20 protein-coding genes are annotated in these 19,273 nt (G+C 63.2%); 5 read left to right on the top strand and 15 right to left on the bottom strand.

Annotated elements, in window-relative coordinates; all coding sequences use genetic code 11:
* Positions 1-89: 89 nt before the first annotated feature.
* The 5 genes from GGI48_RS15655 to GGI48_RS15635 all read right to left on the bottom strand — a co-directional run bounded on the left by GGI48_RS15655 (position 90) and on the right by GGI48_RS15635 (position 2,963).
* Complete coding sequence (locus GGI48_RS15655) at positions 90-461, bottom strand: hypothetical protein (protein ID WP_179599075.1); 372 nt, start codon at positions 459-461, stop codon at positions 90-92.
* Positions 449-937 carry a hypothetical protein gene (locus GGI48_RS15650; protein ID WP_235437050.1) on the bottom strand — a complete coding sequence of 163 codons (489 nt, stop codon included), beginning with the start codon at positions 935-937 and terminating at the stop codon, positions 449-451. Before GGI48_RS15650 ends, GGI48_RS15655 begins: the two co-directional genes overlap by 13 nt.
* 201 nt (positions 938-1,138) lie before the next feature.
* Positions 1,139-1,414 (bottom strand): HU family DNA-binding protein, encoded by a 276-nt coding sequence (locus GGI48_RS15645; RefSeq protein ID WP_011064269.1) that lies wholly within the window; start codon positions 1,412-1,414, stop codon positions 1,139-1,141.
* A gap of 189 nt (positions 1,415-1,603) precedes the next feature.
* A complete protein-coding gene (locus GGI48_RS15640; RefSeq protein WP_016964947.1) occupies positions 1,604-2,752 on the bottom strand; it encodes an NAD(P)/FAD-dependent oxidoreductase in 1,149 nt (382 codons plus the stop codon).
* 43 nt (positions 2,753-2,795) lie between these two features.
* Positions 2,796-2,963 (bottom strand): rubredoxin, encoded by a 168-nt coding sequence (locus GGI48_RS15635; RefSeq protein ID WP_016964948.1) that lies wholly within the window; start codon positions 2,961-2,963, stop codon positions 2,796-2,798.
* 202 nt (positions 2,964-3,165) lie between these two features.
* On the opposite strand from GGI48_RS15635, the gene GGI48_RS15630 reads away from it, so the two are divergent.
* Together GGI48_RS15630 and ubiA are read left to right on the top strand one after the other, a co-directional pair.
* Positions 3,166-3,729 (top strand): chorismate--pyruvate lyase family protein, encoded by a 564-nt coding sequence (locus GGI48_RS15630; RefSeq protein ID WP_016964949.1) that lies wholly within the window; start codon positions 3,166-3,168, stop codon positions 3,727-3,729.
* On the top strand, positions 3,729-4,619 hold the full coding sequence (gene ubiA / locus GGI48_RS15625) for a 4-hydroxybenzoate octaprenyltransferase (RefSeq protein WP_016964950.1): 891 nt from the start codon (positions 3,729-3,731) through the stop codon (positions 4,617-4,619). The genes GGI48_RS15630 and ubiA overlap by 1 nt, the downstream gene beginning before the upstream one ends.
* An 82-nt stretch (positions 4,620-4,701) precedes the next feature.
* Here ubiA and GGI48_RS15620 read toward each other — a convergent pair whose 3' ends face one another.
* The gene (locus GGI48_RS15620) at positions 4,702-5,085 is read right to left on the bottom strand and encodes a hypothetical protein (protein ID WP_103740612.1); all 384 of its coding nucleotides are present in this window, start codon (positions 5,083-5,085) and stop codon (positions 4,702-4,704) included.
* Positions 5,086-5,236: 151 nt separating this feature from the next.
* Here GGI48_RS15620 and phoB point away from each other — a divergent pair, with 151 nt between their 5' ends.
* The 3 genes from phoB (at position 5,237) to GGI48_RS15605 (ending at position 8,809) form a co-directional block, all read left to right on the top strand.
* On the top strand, positions 5,237-5,926 hold the full coding sequence (gene phoB / locus GGI48_RS15615; RefSeq protein ID WP_003177195.1) for a phosphate regulon transcriptional regulator PhoB: 690 nt from the start codon (positions 5,237-5,239) through the stop codon (positions 5,924-5,926).
* A gap of 96 nt (positions 5,927-6,022) precedes the next feature.
* A complete protein-coding gene (gene phoR / locus GGI48_RS15610; protein WP_409565391.1) occupies positions 6,023-7,351 on the top strand; it encodes a phosphate regulon sensor histidine kinase PhoR in 1,329 nt (442 codons plus the stop codon).
* 117 nt (positions 7,352-7,468) lie between these two features.
* On the top strand, positions 7,469-8,809 hold the full coding sequence (locus tag GGI48_RS15605) for a hemolysin family protein (protein WP_016964953.1): 1,341 nt from the start codon (positions 7,469-7,471) through the stop codon (positions 8,807-8,809).
* A gap of 48 nt (positions 8,810-8,857) precedes the next feature.
* Here the strand turns inward: GGI48_RS15605 and GGI48_RS15600 are convergent, their stop codons facing one another.
* From GGI48_RS15600 to GGI48_RS15560, 9 genes are all read right to left on the bottom strand, one after another.
* Positions 8,858-9,754 (bottom strand): peptidoglycan DD-metalloendopeptidase family protein, encoded by an 897-nt coding sequence (locus GGI48_RS15600; RefSeq protein WP_103740613.1) that lies wholly within the window; start codon positions 9,752-9,754, stop codon positions 8,858-8,860.
* 61 nt (positions 9,755-9,815) lie between these two features.
* Positions 9,816-10,130: a helix-turn-helix domain-containing protein gene (locus tag GGI48_RS15595; protein WP_016964955.1), complete on the bottom strand. Its 315-nt coding sequence runs from the start codon at positions 10,128-10,130 to the stop codon at positions 9,816-9,818.
* Positions 10,123-10,458, bottom strand: a complete 336-nt coding sequence (locus GGI48_RS15590; protein ID WP_047306656.1) for a type II toxin-antitoxin system RelE/ParE family toxin — start codon at positions 10,456-10,458, stop codon at positions 10,123-10,125. The genes GGI48_RS15595 and GGI48_RS15590 overlap by 8 nt, the downstream gene beginning before the upstream one ends.
* Before the next feature lie 452 nt (positions 10,459-10,910).
* A complete protein-coding gene (locus GGI48_RS15585) occupies positions 10,911-11,861 on the bottom strand; it encodes a response regulator (protein WP_179599073.1) in 951 nt (316 codons plus the stop codon).
* A 166-nt stretch (positions 11,862-12,027) separates the two neighbouring features.
* Positions 12,028-12,789: a phosphate signaling complex protein PhoU gene (phoU, locus tag GGI48_RS15580; protein ID WP_016964958.1), complete on the bottom strand. Its 762-nt coding sequence runs from the start codon at positions 12,787-12,789 to the stop codon at positions 12,028-12,030.
* Between the two features lie 114 nt (positions 12,790-12,903).
* Positions 12,904-13,737 (bottom strand): phosphate ABC transporter ATP-binding protein PstB, encoded by an 834-nt coding sequence (gene pstB / locus GGI48_RS15575; RefSeq protein ID WP_016964959.1) that lies wholly within the window; start codon positions 13,735-13,737, stop codon positions 12,904-12,906.
* A 180-nt stretch (positions 13,738-13,917) separates the two neighbouring features.
* The gene (gene pstA, locus GGI48_RS15570; protein ID WP_016964960.1) at positions 13,918-15,588 is read right to left on the bottom strand and encodes a phosphate ABC transporter permease PstA; all 1,671 of its coding nucleotides are present in this window, start codon (positions 15,586-15,588) and stop codon (positions 13,918-13,920) included.
* A 15-nt stretch (positions 15,589-15,603) separates the two neighbouring features.
* Positions 15,604-17,889, bottom strand: coding sequence for an ABC transporter permease subunit (locus GGI48_RS15565; protein WP_179599071.1), 2,286 nt, complete (start codon positions 17,887-17,889; stop codon positions 15,604-15,606).
* Between the two features lie 222 nt (positions 17,890-18,111).
* Positions 18,112-19,095 (bottom strand): phosphate ABC transporter substrate-binding protein PstS, encoded by a 984-nt coding sequence (locus tag GGI48_RS15560; protein WP_016964962.1) that lies wholly within the window; start codon positions 19,093-19,095, stop codon positions 18,112-18,114.
* Positions 19,096-19,273: the final 178 nt, after the last annotated feature.

The raw sequence follows: 19,273 nt of genomic DNA, 5'->3' as shown, positions 1-19,273 counted from the left end.
GGATGACGGCGAATTTTCAAGCAATGACTGGCAACAATCAAGGAACCACTCGGCAACTCTGCACTGCGCCAGTGGCGGCTGGCCAAGGCCTAGCGCGACTCCAGGCAGGACGCATAGGCCCGGGCAAAACGCGGGTCGAACTTGAGCGCCTGGGGCTCTTGCGGGTCGATGCTGACATTCCACAGTGCCTGCTGCGGCACGTCGTAACGGACCCAGCCGATGATTCCGCTGCCGGAGGTTTCGTAGAACAACTGCAGGCTCAACTGGTCACCATCATCACGGTCGATCAACAGCTTGAGGTGCTCCGGGGTGGTGAAGTCGCGGTAGGGAAAATCGCTGCTGCGCACCAGTTCGGTGAGGTGGCCATAGCAGCCCTGGCCCGGGTTGGCCTCATCGGCCAGGGCCGGCAGGCTGACGCCTGCGAGCAGCAGGCTCAGGCCCAGGGAGTTCAAGTACCGCATGATTGCCCCTTGAGGGTGAGGGTTTCGACCTGGTCGTTGATCTCGATGCGCGCCAGTACCTGGCGGTCGTGCGACTCCTGGTACTCGCTGAAGTTGTTGCGCTTGAGGATGTTCAGGGTGACGCGGATGTGGGCGCTGGCGTTCTGGTACTCGCTGCGCTCGGGGCCCTGGGCGGCGCCGGTCAGTTCCACCAGTTGGCCGGCGGACTTGAGGTAGAGAAAACGCTGGTCCACTTCCACCAGCAGACGCGGAGCCTTGGGCGCCACGCTGTAGTCCTCGCGGGCCAGGGAATAGCCGCACAGCCAGGCGCCGGAGCTGTCGTATTGCTGGCTGTGGAACCAGCTGAGCGCTTCGCGATAACCGATCTGCCCCAGTTGCGAGCCGTTACCGGCAGAGGCCGATGACAGGCCAAGGGCGAGCAGGCAGCCCAGTATCAGGGTCGCTGGACCGGGGCTTCCCAGGCAGCGCAACAACACTGTCCATGAAACGGATCTGTCAGTGGGGCGGGTCATCCTTGGCCTTAGATCACAATTCAAACAAGCGCGCATCCTAGCCACGCCATTGCCGCTTCGCAAGCGGATGCACGGGCAATCGACAGGCAAAAAAAATAGGCACCCGATGCGCTCGGCGTGCCTATTTTCCCCTGCGCGCTCCCGCTGTGGGAGCCCGCGCAATGCTTATGGGTTGACGCTGTCTTTCAGCGACTTGCCCGGCTTGAATGCCACGGTGTTGCTGGCCTTGATCTTTACCGGCTCGCCGGTTTGCGGGTTCTTGCCGGTACGGGCGCCACGGTGGCGTTGCAGGAACGTACCAAAACCGACCAGGGTGACGCTGTCTTTACGGTGCAGAGCCCCGGTGATTTCCTCAAGGATGGCGTTGAGCACGCGATTGGCCTGCTCTTTGGTCAGGTCCGCTTTCTCGGCAATGGCTGCGGCGAGTTCTGGTTTACGCATAGTGTGAAGCCTCTTTGACGGTTTTTTGTTGTTATGTCCGTGCTGTTCACGGGAACAGCGCCCAAGGCGCCGCAGGCTCTACGCTGCGGCAGACGGGTGTGAGGATGGCACGCGCTTGAAAGTGGCGCCAGTCTTGGCGCGACCTTTGTAGGGGCAAAATCCCGGTTATTCCGACAGAACGACCGGTATTTAAGCCAGCAGGGCCGGGAGTTCCTTGTTCAGGGCCAGTTTTTCCATCACCGCCGCCCCGGTCAGGGCGTAGCCCAGCAAGCGGCCGCTGGCGTCACGGCACAGGACCTTGATGTCGGCGCCCTGCCCTTCGACGCTCCAGACACCTTCGGCGCCCCGTGGCGGCGGCGACACCACCAGCGGGCAGACCGGGGTCTTCACGGTGATCGGCATCGGCCCGTAGCTGACTGCCGTCGGCTTGCCGGCCAGGGTCTGCGCCAGGGCCCGGGCGCAGCTCATCAGCGGCATCACGTATAGCAGGTTGAGGCCATCGACCTCGGCGCAATCGCCCAGGGCGTAGATGTTGGCGTGGGAGGTTTTCAGCTCGCGGTCCACCACCACGCCGCGATTGACCACCAGCCCGGCCGCCGCGGCCAGATCGATGCGCGGGCGCAGGCCAATGGCCGAAACCACCAGGTCGCAGGCGATCACCTGGCCATCGGACAGATGGGCCTCCAGGCCGTCATCGCCGCGTTGCAGGCGGTTGAGTACAGGGCCCAGGTGGAAGCGCGCGCCCAGGCTTTCCAGCCCGGCCTGCACCGCCGCCGCGGCGGCCGGGTGCAGCAGGGTCGGCATCACCTGCTCGCAAGGCGCCACCAGGTCCACGCTGTAGCCGCCGAGGATCAGGTCGTTGGCGAATTCGCAGCCGATCAGCCCGGCGCCCAGCAATAGCACCCGGCGCTTGCCGGCCGCCGCAGCGCGAAAGCGGGCGTAGTCTTCCAGGTCGTTGATGGGAAAAATCAGCTCAGAGGCGTCGCCCTGCACCGGCACGCGCACGGTTTCCGCGCCCCAGGCCAGGATCAGGTCGCGATAGGCCACCGCCTCTTCACCGATCCACAAGCGTTTGTGGCCCGGGTCGATGCCGCTGATGCGCGTGTGGGTGCGAACCTCGGCCTTGAGCTGCTCGGCCATGGCGCCGGGCTCGGCCATGCTCAGGCCGTCGGCATCCTTGTTCTTGCCGAAGCCGGTCGAAAGCATCGGCTTGGAATAGGAACGGCCGTCATCGGCGGTGATCAGCAGCAACGGCGTTTCACCGTCGAGCTTGCGAAATTCCCGGGCCAGGTTGTAACCCGCCAGGCCCGTACCCACGATCACCACCGGTGCGCTCATGTCCTAATCCTTGTTATGGGTTGTTCAGGCTAAAAAGAGTCGATCAAGCGATCTCGATCATTTCGAAATCCGCCTTGCCCACGCCGCAATCCGGGCAGAGCCAGTCTTCGGGCACATCTTCCCAACGGGTCCCCGGCAAAATGCCGTCATCCGGCCAACCTTCCGCTTCGTTATAAATCAGGCCGCAGACCACACATTGCCACTTTTTCATTGCTGCATTTCCTCGGGAGTTCAGGCTCGGTCGATGAATCGACTCTAAAGGCCACGCTGATCAGCGTTCGGCACTGGGGTTTTTTACTGATCACTACCGGCAGATGCAAGCAGGTTCGTGTCGCCGGACGTCCTGGATCAATCAAAATCGCCGGTCGTCATGCTAAGCTCGCCGCCTCATTTGCTGCCAATACTGACCCACTGTGCCGCACTCAATGCCCCCCGCTCCGGCCCCGACCTGGCTGGTGCAAAGCCGTTTGTCCCCGTTCCCTGGCGCACCTGTTGCGAACTGGCTGTTCGACGAAGGATCGCTGACCCGGCGCCTGACCCGACTTTCGCAAAACGGCTTCAGCGTCACGCCGCTGGTGGAAGAGTGGCAGACCCTGCGCCACGACGAATGCGCGGCCCTGGGCCTGCCCGCACAGAGCGAAGGCTGGGTCCGCGAGGTGTACCTGCGGGGCCACGGCGAAGCCTGGGTCTTCGCCCGCAGCGTGGCCGCCCGCAGTGCCCTGCTCGAAGGCGGCCTGAATATCGACGAACTGGGCAGCCGCTCGCTGGGCGAGTTGCTGTTCTGCGACCAGGCCTTCACCCGCCAGCCGATTGAAGTCTGCCGCTATCCTCAAGACTGGCTGCCCGCCGCCGTTGCCAACAGCGGCCTGTGGGGCCGGCGCTCACGCTTCGATCGCGGGCCCCTGAGCCTGCTGGTGGCGGAAGTCTTCCTGCCCAGCCTGTGGACCGCCATAGACGCCCGACCGGAGGCCTGCTGATGTACCTGAGCCTGCTCAAATCCCTCAATCGCCTGCACCCGCGGGCCTGGGACTTCCTGCAACTGGCGCGCATGGACAAGCCCATCGGCATCTACCTGCTGCTGTGGCCGACCCTGGTGGCGCTGTGGATCGCCGCCGAGGGCCAGCCGTCCCTGAGCCATGTGCTGATCTTCACCTTCGGCGTGGTGCTGACCCGCGCCGGCGGCTGCGCCATCAACGATTTCGCCGACCGCAAGGTCGACGGCCAGGTCAAGCGCACCGACCAGCGGCCCCTGGCCACCGGCAAGGTCAGCGCCAAGGAAGCCCTGGCGCTGTTCGCCATCCTCATGGGCGCGGCCTTCCTGCTGGTGCTGTGCACCAACGCCACCACGGTCTGGCTGTCGTTCGGTGCCCTGGCCCTGGCCGCCTGCTACCCCTTCATGAAGCGCTACACCTATTACCCGCAGGTGGTGCTGGGCGCGGCGTATTCCTGGGGCATCCTGATGACCTTCACCGCGCAGAACGGCGAATTGCCGGCCACTGCCTGGCTGCTGTACATCGCCAACCTGCTGTGGACCGTGGGCTACGACACCTACTACGCCATGACCGACCGCGACGACGACCTGAAGATCGGGGTCAAGTCCACGGCGATCCTGTTCGGCGATGCCGACCGGGTGATCATTCTCACCCTGCAGGGCCTGTCCCTGGGCTGCCTGCTGCTGGCCGGGGCACGCTTTAACCTGGGGGGCTGGTTCCATCTGGGGCTGGCGGTGGCGGCGGGATGTTTTGCCTGGGAGTTCTGGTACACCCGGGATCGCGACCGGATGAAATGCTTCAAGGCCTTCCTGCACAACCACTGGGCGGGCATGGCGATCTTTATCGGCGTGGTGCTGGATTACGCGTTGCGCTAGAGCGTCAAGCAAGGCCCTGCGGGCCTTTTCGCAGCTTCGCAGGCTCAGCAGCGGCTACAGGTGTAGCCGCTGTCAGGCAGGGTCAGTCGGACTTGGCGACCTTCCAGGCGCCGTCCATCTTGCCTTCGCCGGTCATGTCACCGGCCTTCTTGTCCATCACGAAGCCATACAGCGGCTTGCCGTCATAGGCCCATTGCATCTTGCCGTCGTCGCGCTTGATCACCGTCCACTTGCCCATGGCCTTGTCACTGCCCTCGGCCATCAGCGGCGGCCAGTTGGCGGCGCATTTGTCGTTGCACATGGACTTGCCACCGGCATCCTTGGCAAAGGTGTAGAGGGTCATGCCCTTGTGATCCACCAGCACGCCGTCCTTGCTCATCGCCGGGTCGGCGGCCAGGGCGAATGTCGGCAGGGCCAGGACCGCGCCCACCAGCAGGACTTTCAACGATTGCTTGAACAGAGTCATGGAAACCTTCTTTTGTGGTTGTCAGGAATCGGACTCAAAGCTTAGTCGAGGAAGCTGAAGTGCGTTGCGCCACCTGAAATACTGTCACACGACTGCAATAATTCCGTTATCTAATGCGGCGCAAGACAGTTAAATGACAAGAGGTTCCAGCATGGTTGGCAGAAGCATTCTGATCGTTGACGACGAAGCGCCGATTCGCGAAATGATCGCCGTCGCGTTGGAAATGGCCGGCTATGACTGCATGGAGGCAGAGAACTCCCAGCAAGCCCATGCCATCATCGTCGACCGCAAGCCGGACCTGATCCTGCTGGACTGGATGCTCCCCGGCACCTCCGGCATCGAGCTGGCGCGGCGCCTCAAGCGCGACGAACTGACCGGGGACATCCCGATCATCATGCTCACCGCCAAGGGCGAAGAGGACAACAAGATCCAGGGCCTGGAAGTCGGCGCCGACGACTACATCACCAAGCCGTTCTCCCCCCGCGAGCTGGTGGCCCGCCTCAAGGCCGTGCTGCGCCGCGCCGGCCCCACCGATGGCGAGGCGCCGATCGAAGTCGGCGGCCTGCTGCTGGACCCCATCAGCCACCGGGTGACCATCGACGGCAAACCGGCGGAGATGGGCCCCACCGAATACCGCCTGCTGCAGTTCTTCATGACCCACCAGGAGCGCGCCTACACCCGCGGCCAGCTGCTGGATCAGGTCTGGGGCGGCAACGTGTACGTCGAAGAACGCACCGTGGACGTGCACATCCGCCGGCTGCGCAAAGCCCTGGGTGACGCCTACGAGAATCTGGTACAAACCGTGCGCGGCACCGGCTATCGTTTTTCCACCAAGGCCTAACCACAGCGGCAAGCTCCAAGCCACAAGCGGCACGTTGATCACCGACGGCCTCTGAACTTGCAGCTTGCGGCGTACAGCATGGAGCTGCTCCCCAAAGTGAATCAAAACTGGCATGGCACCCTGATTCGCCACTTGTTGCTGTTGATCACCGGCTGTTTGCTGGTGGGCCTGATCAGCGGCTACTACGGCTGGAGCCTGGCCGCCGGCCTGGGCCTCTACCTGGCCTGGACCCTCAAGCAGCTGCTGCGCCTGCATGAATGGCTGCGCCTGCATCAACCCGACGAAGCGCCGCCCGATGGCTATGGCCTGTGGGGCGAAGTGTTCGACAGCATCTATCACCTGCAACGCCGCGATCAGCGGGTACGCGGGCGCCTGCAAGCGGTGATCGACCGGGTCCAGGAGTCCACCGCGGCCCTGAAAGACGCGGTGATCATGCTCGACAGCGACGGCAACCTGGAGTGGTGGAACCGCGCCGCCGAAACCCTGCTGGGGCTCAAGACACCCCAGGACAGCGGCCAGCCGGTGACCAACCTGGTGCGTCATCCGCGCTTCAAGGAGTACTTCGAGCAGGACAACTACGCCGAGCCGCTGGAGATCCCTTCCCCGGCCAACGACCGGGTGCGCATCCAGCTGTACATCACCCGCTACGGCAACAACGAGCACCTGATGCTGGTGCGCGACGTGACCCGCATCCACCAGCTGGAACAGATGCGCAAGGACTTCATCGCCAACGTCTCCCATGAGCTGCGCACGCCGTTGACGGTGATCTGCGGCTACCTGGAAACCCTGCTGGACAACGTCGAGGAAGTGAACCCGCGCTGGAACCGCGCCCTGCAGCAGATGCAGCAGCAAGGCGGGCGCATGCAGACCCTGCTCAACGACCTGCTGTTGCTGGCCAAGCTGGAGGCCACCGACTACCCGTCGGACAACCAGCCGGTGCCCATCGACGTGCTGCTGCAATCGATCAAGAGCGACGCCCAGGCGCTGTCCGGGGAGCGCAACCAGCGCATCAGCCTGGAAGCCGATGCCTCGGTGCAACTCAAGGGTAGCGAGGCGGAACTGCGCAGCGCCTTCTCCAACCTGGTGTTCAACGCGGTGAAATACACCCCGGCCGAAGGCAACATCCGCATCCGCTGGTGGGGCGACGACCAGGGCGCGCACCTGAGCGTGCAGGATTCGGGGATCGGCATCGACAACAAGCACCTGCCGCGCCTCACCGAGCGTTTCTACCGGGTGGATTCAAGCCGCAACTCCAACACCGGCGGCACCGGCCTGGGCCTGGCCATCGTCAAGCACGTGCTGCTGCGCCACCGCGCGCGCCTGGAAATCAGCAGCGTGCTGGGCCACGGCAGCACCTTTACCTGCCATTTCGCCCCGGCCCAGGTGAAAAAAACCACCGCCGCCGGCCTGACCGAACAGCGCTGACCGTGGCGTGCCCCTAGGCAATCGCCCTGTCAGCCGCTACATTGCGTCACTTGTGCCTGCCTTTCAGGCACCGCCTTTCCTTCTTTTTCGAATACACGGAACCCGCAAAACTCCATCATGGACCCGTCCCCTGGTTTTACCCTCGCGTCTCTGTTCGCCGACTTCGGCATGATTCTTTTTGCTCTGATCCTGGTCCTGCTCAACGGTTTTTTCGTTGCGGCGGAGTTCGCCATGGTCAAGCTGCGCTCGACCCGGGTCGAAGCCATCGCCCACAAGAACGGCTGGCGCGGACAGATCCTGCGTACCGTGCACAGCCAGCTCGATGCCTACCTCTCGGCCTGCCAGCTGGGCATCACCCTGGCCTCCCTGGGCCTGGGCTGGGTTGGTGAGCCGGCGTTCGCCCACCTGCTGGAGCCGCTGCTGGGCGCGGTGGGCGTGAACTCCCCGGAAGTGATCCGCGGCGTGTCGTTCTTCACCGCGTTCTTCATCATTTCCTACCTGCACATCGTGGTCGGCGAGCTGGCGCCCAAATCCTGGGCGATCCGCAAGCCGGAGCTGCTGTCGCTGTGGACCGCGGTGCCGCTGTACCTGTTCTACTGGCTGATGTACCCGGCCATCTACCTGCTCAACGCCAGCGCCAACACCATCCTGCGCATCGCCGGCCAGGGCGAGCCCGGCCCGCACCACGAGCACCACTACAGCCGTGAAGAGCTCAAGCTGATCCTGCACTCCAGCCGCGGCCAGGACCCCAGCGACCAGGGCATGCGCGTACTGGCCTCGGCGGTGGAAATGGGCGAACTGGAAGTGGTGGACTGGGCCAACTCCCGGGAAGACCTGATCAGCGTCGAGTTCAACGCGCCGCTCAAGGAAATCCTCGCCCTGTTCCGTCGTCACAAGTTCAGCCGCTACCCGGTCTACGACAGCGAGCGCAACGAGTTCGTCGGCCTGCTGCACATCAAGGACCTGCTGCTGGAACTGGCGGCCCTGGACCACATTCCCGAGTCGTTCAACCTGGCCGAGCTGACCCGCCCGCTGGAGCGCGTGTCGCGGCACATGCCGCTGTCGCAACTGCTGGAACAGTTCCGCAAGGGCGGCTCGCACTTCGCCCTGGTGGAAGAAGCCGACGGCAAGGTCATTGGCTACCTGACCATGGAAGACGTGCTGGAAGTGCTGGTGGGCGACATCCAGGACGAACACCGCAAGACCGAGCGCGGCATCCTCGCCTACCAGCCGGGCAAGCTGCTGGTGCGCGGTGACACGCCGCTGTTCAAGGTCGAGCGCCTGCTGGGCATCGACCTGGACCATATCGAAGCCGAAACCCTCGCCGGCCTGGTCTACGAAACCCTGAAACGGGTGCCGGAAGAGGAAGAAGTGCTGGAAGTCGAAGGCCTGCGCATCATCATCAAGAAGATGAAAGGACCGAAGATCATCCTGGCCAAGGTGCTGATGCTGGATTGACGGGCCGTTCGGGCCGTTCGCCGGCAAGCCGGCTCCTGCAGGCAAAGATCATTTTTTGCCCAGGGCAAAATTCGGCAGATCCCCCAGCGGCTGGTTGAACTGATAGGGAATCGACACCAGCCCCAGCCCGGTATTGCGCTGCACCACGAAATGCAGGTGCGGCCCGCTGCTGTTGCCGGTGTTGCCCGACAACCCCAGCGGGCTGCCCACCGCCACCCGCTGCCCTTCCCGCACGCTGACCGAACCTTGCTTGAGGTGCAGGTACACGCCCATGGTGCCGTCATCGTGCAGTACCCGGACGAAGTTGCCCGCCGGGTTGTCGCCCCGCCCGTTCTGGGCATTCTCGGTCTTGACCACCACCCCGCCACGGGCGGCAATGATCGGTGTACCCACCGGCATGGCGATGTCCATCGCGTAGCGGCTCCTGGGCCCGAAATGGCTGTATTGGCCATTGGCCCCCTGGGTCAGGCGAAACGGCCCGCCACGCCAGGGCAACGGGTAGCGGTAGGCCTGGGTGGCCTCTGCCGGGTCGCCCAGGGAGTAACGGAACCGGGGCACATAACTCAGGGGCTGATCGGCGTTAATCGCCGTGAGCAGCGCCAGACGCTGCCTGCTGCGGGCCGGCAGCACCTGACGGATGGGGCGCCCGGGTGCACCCTTGACGTTGCGCAGGGCGGCAAAGCCCAGCTCGATCTCCACCGGCGCATACAGGTCATTGCGTACATACAGCGCATCCACGCCCTTTTGCTTGTGGATATCCAGGCGCACCTGACGCTCCAGGTGCTCTTCCATACGGTCGTGAAACACGAACGCCTGGGCTCCCGGCGAAGGCCGGTCGCTGTAGGACACCACGCCATCGGCGTCGACGGATTTGTAGACGGTCATCGCCGCCAGCGACGTGGCCAGCAGGGACAGTCCGCACAACAGCAGCAGGCGCACAAACATTGGGCAGCTTCTTGGCAGGTGATGCAGCCACGCTAACAGCCGGATATGCAGCTTGTGTGAATCAGGCCGGCACCAGGGGTTCCAGGCCTGGCCCATCGAAGCGCAGATCCACCCCCAGATGGGCCGCCTCCGAGAGGTTGACCAGGGCATCGAGGGAGAACTTGTTGATCTTGCCGCTGAGCACGTCGTTGAGCCGTGGCTGGGTGATATTGAGACGCTTGGCGGCCTCCTTCTGCGAGAGGCCCCAGGCTTGCACGGTCTTGCCCAGTTCGAGCATCAGCTTGGCCCGCAGGCGCATGTTGGCGGCTTCCTGGGGAGTGGCCTCAAGGGCATCCCAGACACTGGTGAACCGCTGAGTAACCGGTGAATCAGTCATGGCGTGAACCTGCTTCCTGATATCTGGCGCGAGCCAGTTCGATATCCCGCGCTTCGGTCTTGCGGGTGGTCTTGCGCACCGCGTGCAGCACATAGATGGCCGCGGGCCGCCTGACCACATAGAACACCCGAAACGCCCCTGAATCCTCATGGATCCTGATCTCGAAAACGCCCGGGCCAATGGTTTTCACCGACCTGCAATCGTAGGGCTGTTCACCCTGCTGCAGCAGATCCAGCTGGAAACCGGCGGCCCGCCGGGCATCTTCAGGGAACGCCCTGAGATCCCGCAGCGCGCTCCCGACAAACACCACATCCTTGTGCCTGGGCATCGAACCTCTCCTGTTAATGACCAGGAACAAGGCTAATCAACATGGCCAGGACCGGCCGCGCCGGGTTGTTTCAAGGCATGGCCGCAAGCGCTGAAAGACACGGAGCGCTCTGTGCAATCTATATCCAAACAGATATAAATCAAGAGCAAAAAGATCAATCGGACGTACGGCAGAAAGTACCGAGGGGTACGGCGAGGGCCTTGTGGCTTGAGGGTTACGGCCTAGGTTGCGAGTGGTTCGCTCGATAGCGGGATGGCGCGGCAGGCCGCCTCAGCGCAAGGCAAAAATCCGCAACGGGAAAAGTGTTTTCCGCAGGTTTCCGCAGCCTCGATCCTCGGAGGAGCCGGCTTGCCGGCGAAGAGGCCCACAAGCCTTGTGTTGCTCTTGCGGACGCTTTCGCTGGCAAGCCAGCTCCTACAGCAAGCCAGCTCCGACAAAGCGGACTGGGAGGATCAGGCGCCGGGAACGAAATGCTTCTGCGCGGTGCCGCGGGCGATCAGGCGCGAGATGTAGTCGAGCTTTTGTGCGTCCTGGTCGACGAAACGGAAGGTCAGCTGCAGCCACTCGCTGTCCGGCTTGGGCTCCAACGCCACCACCGCATGCAGGTAGCCATTGAGCCGCGCCACTTCGGCGTTGTCGCCCTGCTCCAGGTCCAGCACCGCGCTTTCCAGCACCTGCGGCAGGCTGTCGGTGCGCTTCACCACCAGCAACGCTTCCTTGATGCTCAGGGCCTTGATCACGCACGGCTGGTTGCCGCTGGACAACCGCAGTTGACCCTGGCCACGACCGCCACTGGCCGCTGCCGCGGGCGTCGGGGCCTTGACCGGAGGGCTATTGAGCAAGCCGCGTGCCGGTGCCGCGGCGGTGGCCGGCGCTGCGGCCGCTGGTTTGGCGAACGGATTGACCGGAGCGGAAGCCGCCCCCACCGCCGCCGGCTTGCCACCGGTCAGGGCGCTCAGGGAGTCATTGCCGAAGGCCGAGTTCATCTTGGTCGGCGCGCTGTTCATCAAGGTGTCGAGCTTGCCGACCTTGTTCAGCGCCTGCTTGACCTTGGTCAGCAGCTGTTCGTTGGTGAAAGGCTTGCTCACATAACCGGAAACCCCGGCCTGGATCGCCTGCACCACGTTTTCCTTGTCGCCCCGGCTGGTGACCATGACGAACGGCATGGACTTCATGGACTCTTGCTCACGGCACCAGGTCAGCAGCTCAAGGCCGGACATTTCCGGCATTTCCCAATCGCACAGGACCAGGTCGAAGGCTTCGCGGGCGAGCATCGCCTGGGCCTTCTTGCCGTTGATCGCGTCTTCGATCTTGATGCCAGGGAAGTAGTTGCGCAGGCACTTCTTCACCAGGTCACGAATGAACGAAGCGTCATCCACCACCAACACACTTACCTTACTCATCGACCACCCCTTTAAAAATCCCGGCAAGCATAACGCTGGCTGATGGCACTTTGCCAAAACTCTTCAGTCACGCCGGGACTTTTCGTTCGCGGGTGCTGCTTTTCAATTTTGAGGCGCCCAAACAAAAACGCCCGGCCAAAGGGCCGGGCGCTCTTCTAGGGCACTCTTACTTATCGTCAGCTTGATCCGGAACATTAGCGGATTCGCCACTTGTGCCTTCAACTTCTTCCTTCATGCGCTTGAGTCCCAGATGGCGCACATCGGTGCCGCGCACCAGGTAAATCACCAGCTCGGAAATGTTGCGCGCGTGATCGCCGATCCGCTCCAGCGAGCGCAGCACCCAGATAATGCTCAGAACCCGCGAGATAGAGCGCGGGTCTTCCATCATGTAGGTGGCCAGCTCGCGCAACGCGGTCTTGTACTCGCGATCGATGATCTTGTCGTACTGGGCCACGGAAAGTGCCAGGTCGGCATCGAAGCGGGCAAACGCGTCGAGGGCGTCGCGCACCATGTTGCGCACCTGGTCGCCGATGTGCCGCACTTCCACGTAGCCGCGCGGGGCCTCGCCCTCTTCGCACAGCTGGATGGCCCGGCGGGCGATCTTGGTGGCTTCGTCGCCGATGCGCTCCAGGTCGATCACCGACTTGGAGATGCTGATGATCAACCGCAAGTCGGAAGCCGCCGGCTGGCGACGGGCGAGAATGCGCAGGCATTCCTCGTCGATATTGCGTTCCATCTGGTTGATCTGATCGTCGATCTCGCGCACCTGCTGGGCCAACCCGGAGTCGGCTTCGATCAGCGCGGTGACCGCGTCATTGACTTGTTTCTCCACCAGCCCGCCCATGGCCAGCAGGTGGCTGCGCACCTCTTCCAGCTCGGCATTGAACTGCTGGGAGATATGGTGAGTAAGGCCTTCCTTCGAAATCATCGTGTTCGCTCCGCGAAAGTTGCAAGCTTCAAGCCGCAAGCTTCAAGCAGTTAAATATTGATCCGGATACCGCCGCTGTCTTGCCGCTTGAAGCCTGCGGCTTGCAGCTGCTTTCTAGCCGTAACGCCCGGTGATGTAGTCTTCGGTCTGCTTCTTCGCCGGGTTGGTGAACAGGGTGTCGGTATCGCCGAATTCCACCAGCTTGCCCATGTACATGAACGCGGTGTAGTCGGACACCCGCGCCGCCTGCTGCATGTTGTGGGTCACGATGACGATGGTGAACTTGGATTTCAGCTCGTAGATCAGCTCTTCGACTTTCAGGGTCGAGATCGGGTCCAGGGCCGAGCAGGGTTCGTCCAGCAGCAGCACTTCCGGTTCCACGGCGATGGTCCGGGCAATCACCAGACGCTGTTGCTGACCGCCGGACAGGCCCAGAGCCGAGTCGTGCAGGCGGTCCTTGACCTCATCCCACAGCGCCGCACCCTTGAGCGCCCACTCCACGGCTTCGTCGAGCACGCGCTTCTTATTGATGCCCTGGATACGCAGGCCGTAGACCACGTTTTCGTAGATGGTCTTGGGGAACGGGTTGGGCTTCTGGAACACCATGCCGACCCGACGACGCAGCTCGGCCACGTCTTCGCCCTTGCGGTAGATGTTGTTGCCGTAGAGGTTGATGGCACCCTCTACGCGGCAGCCGTCCACCAGGTCGTTCATGCGGTTGAAGGTGCGCAGCAGGGTCGACTTGCCGCAACCGGACGGGCCGATGAAGGCGGTCACGCGCTGCTTGGGGATGTTCATGCTGACGTCGAACAGCGCTTGTTTCTCGCCGTAGAACAGGCTCAGGCCGGGCACTTCGATGGCCACGGTTTCCTGTTCCAGGCTCAGGCTCTGCTTGTCGCGGCCCAGGGCGGACATGTTGATGCCATGGGTATGAGTTTCGTGTTGCATGGGCTCACTCCGTTCGTAGCTGCAAGTTGCAAGCTACAAGCTTCAAGTTGTGCGCAAGCTGCTGATCGCGGCTTGCCGCTTTGGGCTCGCTACGCTGGTAGCCGCAAGTTGCAGGCTACGAGCTTCAAGTTACACGCAAGCGGTTTGCCGCTAGAGGCTTGCCGCTTGCCACTGTTCTTCTTAGCTGTCCAGCGCCTTGTACTTCTCGCGCAGGTGGTTACGGATCCACACCGCCGACAGGTTCAGGGTGGCGATCACCAGCACCAGCAGCAGCGCGGTGGCGTACACCAGCGGCCGCGCGGCCTCGACGTTGGGGCTCTGGAAGCCGACGTCGTAGATGTGGAAGCCCAGGTGCATGATCTTCTGGTCCAGGTGCAGGTACGGGTAGTTGCCGTCCAGCGGCAGCGACGGTGCCAGTTTCACCACGCCCACCAGCATCAGCGGCGCCACTTCACCGGCGGCGCGGGCCACCGCGAGGATCATGCCGGTCATCATCGCCGGGCTGGCCATCGGCAGGACGATCTTCCACAGCGTCTCGGCCTTGGTCGCGCCCAGGGCCAGGGAGCCTTCACGCACGGTGCGGGGAATCCGCGCCAGGCCTTCCTCGGTGGCCACGATCACCACCGGCACCGCCAGCAGCGCCAGGGTCAGCGAGGCCCAGAGCAGGCCCGGGGTGCCGAAGGTCGGCGCCGGCAGGGCTTCGGGGAAGAACAGGCGGTCCACGGAACCGCCCAGCACGTAGACGAAGAAGCCCAGGCCGAACACCCCGTAGACGATGGCCGGAACCCCCGCCAGGTTGTTCACCGCGATGCGGATCACCCGGGTCAGGGCGTTCTGCTTGGCGTATTCGCGCAGGTAGACCGCCGCCAGCACGCCGAACGGGGTGACGATCATGGCCATGATCAGGGTCATCATCACGGTGCCGAAAATCGCCGGGAAGATGCCGCCTTCAGTGTTGGCTTCACGGGGGTCGTCGCTGAGGAATTCCCAGACCTTGCTGAAGTAGAAGCCGATCTTGGTGAACGTGCCCATGGCGTTCGGCTGGTAGGCGTGCACCACCTTGCCCAGGCCGATCTCGATTTCCTTACCGTTGGCATCGCGAGCGGTCAGGCTGTCGCGGTTGAACTGGGCGTGCAGGTCGCTCAGGCGTGCCTCGATCTCCTGGTAACGGGCATTGAGCTCGGCGCGCTCGGCGTCCATGTCGGCCTGGGCGGCGGGGCTCATCTTGCCGTCCAGTTCCAGCTTGCGACCGTGCAGGCGGATACGTTCCAGACCGGCGTTGATGGCACCGATGTCGGATTTTTCCAGGGTCTTGAGCTGGGCCGCCAGCTGGTTCACGCGGTTGATCCGCGCTTGCAGCTCGGGCCAGGCGGCTTCGCCTTCGGCGATCACCTTGCCGCTTTCCTTGACGTTGACCAGGTAGCCGTAGAAGTTGCCCCACTCACGGCGCTCGATGGCCATCAGCTCCTTGGGGTAGCTCTGGTTGGTCAGCCACTCGCCGACGATCCAGGTGAAGTCGTTGCCGTTCAGGTCACGGTTGCCGACCTTGATCAGCTCGCGGGTCATGAACTCCGGGCCCTGGTCGGGCACCGGCAGGCCGGCACTCTTCAGGCGCGCCCGGGGCACTTCTTCCTTCTGCACCACTTCACCGATGACCAGGTGGTTGGCCTGGCCCGGCACGTCATAGCTGGCGTGCACCAGGTCGGCCGGCCAGAAGTGGCCGAGGCCGCGCACGGCGATCACCGCCAGCAAACCGATGGTCATGATGACCGCGATGGACACCGCGCCACCGCTGATCCAGACGCCCGGGGCGCCGCTCTTGAACCAGTCTTTTAGGGAGTTCTGTTTCACAGACTTCTACCTTTCTTAAAGCGACGAGTATTTCTTGCGCAGACGCTGACGGATCAGCTCGGCGAGGGTGTTCATGACGAAGGTGAACAGCAGCAGCACCAGCGCCGAGAGGAACAGCACGCGGTAGTGGCTGCCGCCGACTTCCGATTCGGGCATTTCCACCGCGACGTTGGCGGCCAGGGTGCGCAGGCCTTCGAACAGGTTCATTTCCATGACCGGGGTGTTGCCGGTGGCCATCAGCACAATCATGGTTTCGCCCACGGCGCGGCCCATGCCGATCATCAGTGCCGAGAAGATGCCCGGGCTGGCGGTGAGGATCACCACCCGCGTCATGGTCTGCCACGGCGTGGCGCCCAGGGCCAGGGAGCCCAGGGTCAGGCCGCGCGGCACGCTGAACACGGCGTCTTCGGCGATGGAGTAGATGTTCGGGATTACCGCAAAACCCATGGCCAGGCCGACCACCAGGGCGTTGCGCTGGTCGTAGGTGATGCCTAAGTCATGGGAGATCCACATGCGCATGTCGCCGCCGAAGAACCAGTTCTCCATGAACGGGCTCATGTACAGCGAGAGGAAGCCGACGAAGATGATCACCGGGATCAGGATCGCGCTTTCCCAGCCGTCCGGCACTTTCAGGCGCAGCGACTCCGGCAGGCGGCTCCAGGCGAAACCGGCCACCAGGATGCCGATCGGCAGCAGGAGCAGCAGGCTGAAGATGCCCGGTAAGTGGCCCTCGACATAAGGCGCGAGGAACAGCCCGGCGAAGAAGCCGAGGATCACCGTCGGCATCGCTTCCATCAGCTCGATCACCGGCTTGACCTTGCGGCGCATGCCCGGGGCCATGAAGTAGGCGGTGTAGATCGCCGCCGCCACCGCCAATGGCGCCGCCAGCAGCATGGCGTAGAACGCCGCCTTCAGGGTGCCGAAGGTCAGCGGCGAGAGGCTCAGCTTGGGTTCGAAATCGGTGTTGGCCGCGGTGGATTGCCAGACGTACTTAGGCTCGTCGTAGTTCTCGTACCAGACCTTGCTCCACAGCGCGCTCCAGGACACTTCCGGGTGCGGGTTGTCGAGCAGCAGCGGTTGCAACTTGCCGCCGGCCTCGACGATCACCCGGTTGGCCCGTGGCGACAGGCCGAACAGGCCCTGGCCGTCCACCACCTGGTCCACCAGCAGGGTGCGATGGGCGGTGCTGTGGAACACCCCGAGCTTGCCGGCGGCGTCCAGGGCGACGAAGCCCTTGCGGCGCTCTTCGGCGGTGATTTCCACGATCGGCGCGGTGCCCATCTGGAAGGTGCGGATCTGCTTCAGGCGCAGCTCGCCGTCCGGGTCGCGGGCCATGAACCATTGGGCCAGGCCGCCCTTGGAAGTACCGATGATCAGCGAGATGCCGCCCACCAGCTGGGTGCTGGCGGTGACTTCAGCGCTGGCGTCTTCCAGCAGTTTGTAGCGACCGTTGAGGCTCTTGTCGCGCAGGCTGAACACGTCGGCCTGGGCCCGGCCATTGATCACATACAGCCATTGCTGGCGCGGATCGATGTACATGGCCTTGACCGCCTCGGTCATCTGCGGCAGCTCGATGCGGTTCTGCTCGCTGGTGACCTCGCCGGTCATCATGTTCTCTTCGCGGGTCAGCTTCAGCACATGCAACTGCGCACCGGTGGAACCGGCGATGATCAGCGACGAATCGGTGGCGTTGAGATTGACGTGCTCCAGCGCGCCACCCTGCTCGTTGAGGGTGATCGGGGTGTCGCCGTAGGGGTACTCGATGGCCGGCGAGATGGTCTTCTTGCCGTCCGGGTAGCTGACCTTGTAGGTGTGACGGAACACCAGGGCCTGGCCGTTGGACAGACCGACCACCACCAGCGGGTTGCCGGGCTGGTCCTTGCCGATGGCGGTGACGCTGGCGCCTGCAGGGATCGGCAGGTCGACCTTGCGCAGCTCGGCGCCGCTGTCGATGTCGAAGAACAGTGCCTGGCCCTTGTCGGAGACGCGCATGGCCACCTGATTCTGCTCTTCCAGGGAGAACATCAGCGGCTTGCCGGCGTCCTGCATCCAGGCGGGCGTCAGCGGGTCCTTGGCGGTCAGCTCGGCGCCCTGGAACAGCGGCGCAACGACGTAAGCGAGGAAGAAGAAGATCAGGGTGATCGCGCCCAGTACGGCCAGGCCGCCAACAAGGACGTACCAGCGGGTCAGACGGTCTTTGAGCGCGCGGATGCGGCGCTTGCGTTGCAGCTCAGGCGTATTGAAGTCAATGCGCTTGGGGGGAGAAGTCGTAGTCATGGTGGAGTTGGCCAGATCATTCATGCGCACACCCTAGCGATCCTGTATGACAGAAAGATGACAATGCAGTGACGCAACAAATCCGCCGCATAGCAGGGCTGGCAGCGGACAGAAAAATGAGGTTGCAGGAGCCGGCTGGCCGGCGCACCGACCTTGAGCCTGGGTCGCCCTTTCGGGCGCTTTCGCCGCCCGGCCAACTCCTACGAAAACGAGAAGGTCCGGGGAGCCCGGACCTTCGGCGGCGACTTATGCGCCTTCTTTCAGGCCCAGGTCAGCCAGGGCCTTGGCGGCTACCTTGGCTGGCAGTGGGATGTAGCCGTCTTTGACCACTACTTCCTGACCCTGCTTGGACAGGACCAGTTTCACGAACTCGGCTTCCAGCGGGGCCAGAGGCTTGTTCGGGGCCTTGTTGACGTAAACGTAGAGGAAGCGCGACAGCGGGTACTTGCCGTTCAGGGCGTTTTCTTCGGTGTCTTCGATGAAGTCGCTGCTGCCTTTCTTGGCCAGGGCCACGGTCTTCACGCTGGCGGTCTTGTAGCCGATGCCCGAGTAGCCGATGCCGTTCAGCGAGGAGCTGATGGACTGCACCACCGACGCCGAACCAGGTTGTTCGTTGACGTTAGGCTTGTAGTCGCCTTTGCACAGGGCTTCTTCCTTGAAGTAGCCGTAGGTGCCGGATACCGAGTTGCGGCCGAACAGCTGAACCGGCTTGTTGGCCAGGTCGCCCTTCACGCCCAGGTCGCCCCAGGTCTTCACTTCTTCTTTAGCGCCACACAGACGAGTCGAGGAGAAGATCGCATCGACCTGTTCCATGGTCAGGTGCTGGATCGGGTTGTCCTTGTGCACGAACACCGCCAGGGCGTCCACGGCCACCGGGATAGCGGTTGGCTTGTAGCCGTACTTCTGCTCGAAGGCCGCCAATTCGGTGTCCTTCATCTTGCGGCTCATCGGGCCGAGGTTGGAGGTGCCTTCGGTCAGCGCGGGTGGCGCGGTGGCGGAGCCGGCGGCCTGAATCTGAATGTTGACGTTCGGGTATTCTTTTTTGTAGTTCTCGGCCCACAGGGTCATCAGGTTCGCCAAGGTATCGGAACCGACGCTGGACAGGTTGCCCGACACACCAGTGGTCTTGGTGTAGCTCGGGATAGCAGGGTCAACAGCGGCAACCGCGTGGGCAGTCGCAACGCCAGCGGCGACAAAGGTCATTGCCGCCATCAAACGCTTCAGTTTCATGCCTTACTCCTAGCAGATAGGGTGTGTTAAGTCGGGGCCAAGTATCTGTAGGCCGTGTGAACACTCTATGTCCGGAATATGACAATTAGATGAAAGGCCAGCACTCCTGAACGCAAGCTGGCCTTTCTTTATAGGGCGCTAAAAACCTCTGTAGCCGCTGCCGCAGGCTGCGATCGAC

The organism is Pseudomonas protegens (assembly GCF_013407925.2).
GTDB classification, from domain to species: domain Bacteria; phylum Pseudomonadota; class Gammaproteobacteria; order Pseudomonadales; family Pseudomonadaceae; genus Aquipseudomonas; species Aquipseudomonas fluorescens_AP.
The sequence above is the reverse complement of the archived record's forward strand: the minus strand, read 5'-3'. Positions and strand labels throughout refer to the sequence as shown.

Excerpts from the sequence above, each read along its gene's own strand:
- GGI48_RS15560 (WP_016964962.1), bottom strand. The coding sequence starts at position 19,095 with ATGAAACTGAAGCGTTTGATGGCGGCAATGACCTTTGTCGCCGCTGGC.
- GGI48_RS15655 (WP_179599075.1), bottom strand. The coding sequence starts at position 461 with ATGCGGTACTTGAACTCCCTGGGCCTGAGCCTGCTGCTCGCAGGCGTC.
- GGI48_RS15640 (WP_016964947.1), bottom strand. The coding sequence starts at position 2,752 with ATGAGCGCACCGGTGGTGATCGTGGGTACGGGCCTGGCGGGTTACAAC.
- GGI48_RS15590 (WP_047306656.1), bottom strand. The coding sequence starts at position 10,458 with ATGCCCAGGCACAAGGATGTGGTGTTTGTCGGGAGCGCGCTGCGGGAT.
- phoB (WP_003177195.1), top strand. The coding sequence starts at position 5,237 with ATGGTTGGCAGAAGCATTCTGATCGTTGACGACGAAGCGCCGATTCGC.
- GGI48_RS15600 (WP_103740613.1), bottom strand. The coding sequence starts at position 9,754 with ATGTTTGTGCGCCTGCTGCTGTTGTGCGGACTGTCCCTGCTGGCCACG.
- ubiA (WP_016964950.1), top strand. The coding sequence starts at position 3,729 with ATGTACCTGAGCCTGCTCAAATCCCTCAATCGCCTGCACCCGCGGGCC.
- GGI48_RS15635 (WP_016964948.1), bottom strand. The coding sequence starts at position 2,963 with ATGAAAAAGTGGCAATGTGTGGTCTGCGGCCTGATTTATAACGAAGCG.
- pstB (WP_016964959.1), bottom strand. The coding sequence starts at position 13,737 with ATGCAACACGAAACTCATACCCATGGCATCAACATGTCCGCCCTGGGC.
- GGI48_RS15645 (WP_011064269.1), bottom strand. The coding sequence starts at position 1,414 with ATGCGTAAACCAGAACTCGCCGCAGCCATTGCCGAGAAAGCGGACCTG.
- GGI48_RS15605 (WP_016964953.1), top strand. The coding sequence starts at position 7,469 with ATGGACCCGTCCCCTGGTTTTACCCTCGCGTCTCTGTTCGCCGACTTC.
- phoU (WP_016964958.1), bottom strand. The coding sequence starts at position 12,789 with ATGATTTCGAAGGAAGGCCTTACTCACCATATCTCCCAGCAGTTCAAT.
- GGI48_RS15565 (WP_179599071.1), bottom strand. The coding sequence starts at position 17,889 with ATGAATGATCTGGCCAACTCCACCATGACTACGACTTCTCCCCCCAAG.
- GGI48_RS15585 (WP_179599073.1), bottom strand. The coding sequence starts at position 11,861 with ATGAGTAAGGTAAGTGTGTTGGTGGTGGATGACGCTTCGTTCATTCGT.
- GGI48_RS15595 (WP_016964955.1), bottom strand. The coding sequence starts at position 10,130 with ATGACTGATTCACCGGTTACTCAGCGGTTCACCAGTGTCTGGGATGCC.
- GGI48_RS15620 (WP_103740612.1), bottom strand. The coding sequence starts at position 5,085 with ATGACTCTGTTCAAGCAATCGTTGAAAGTCCTGCTGGTGGGCGCGGTC.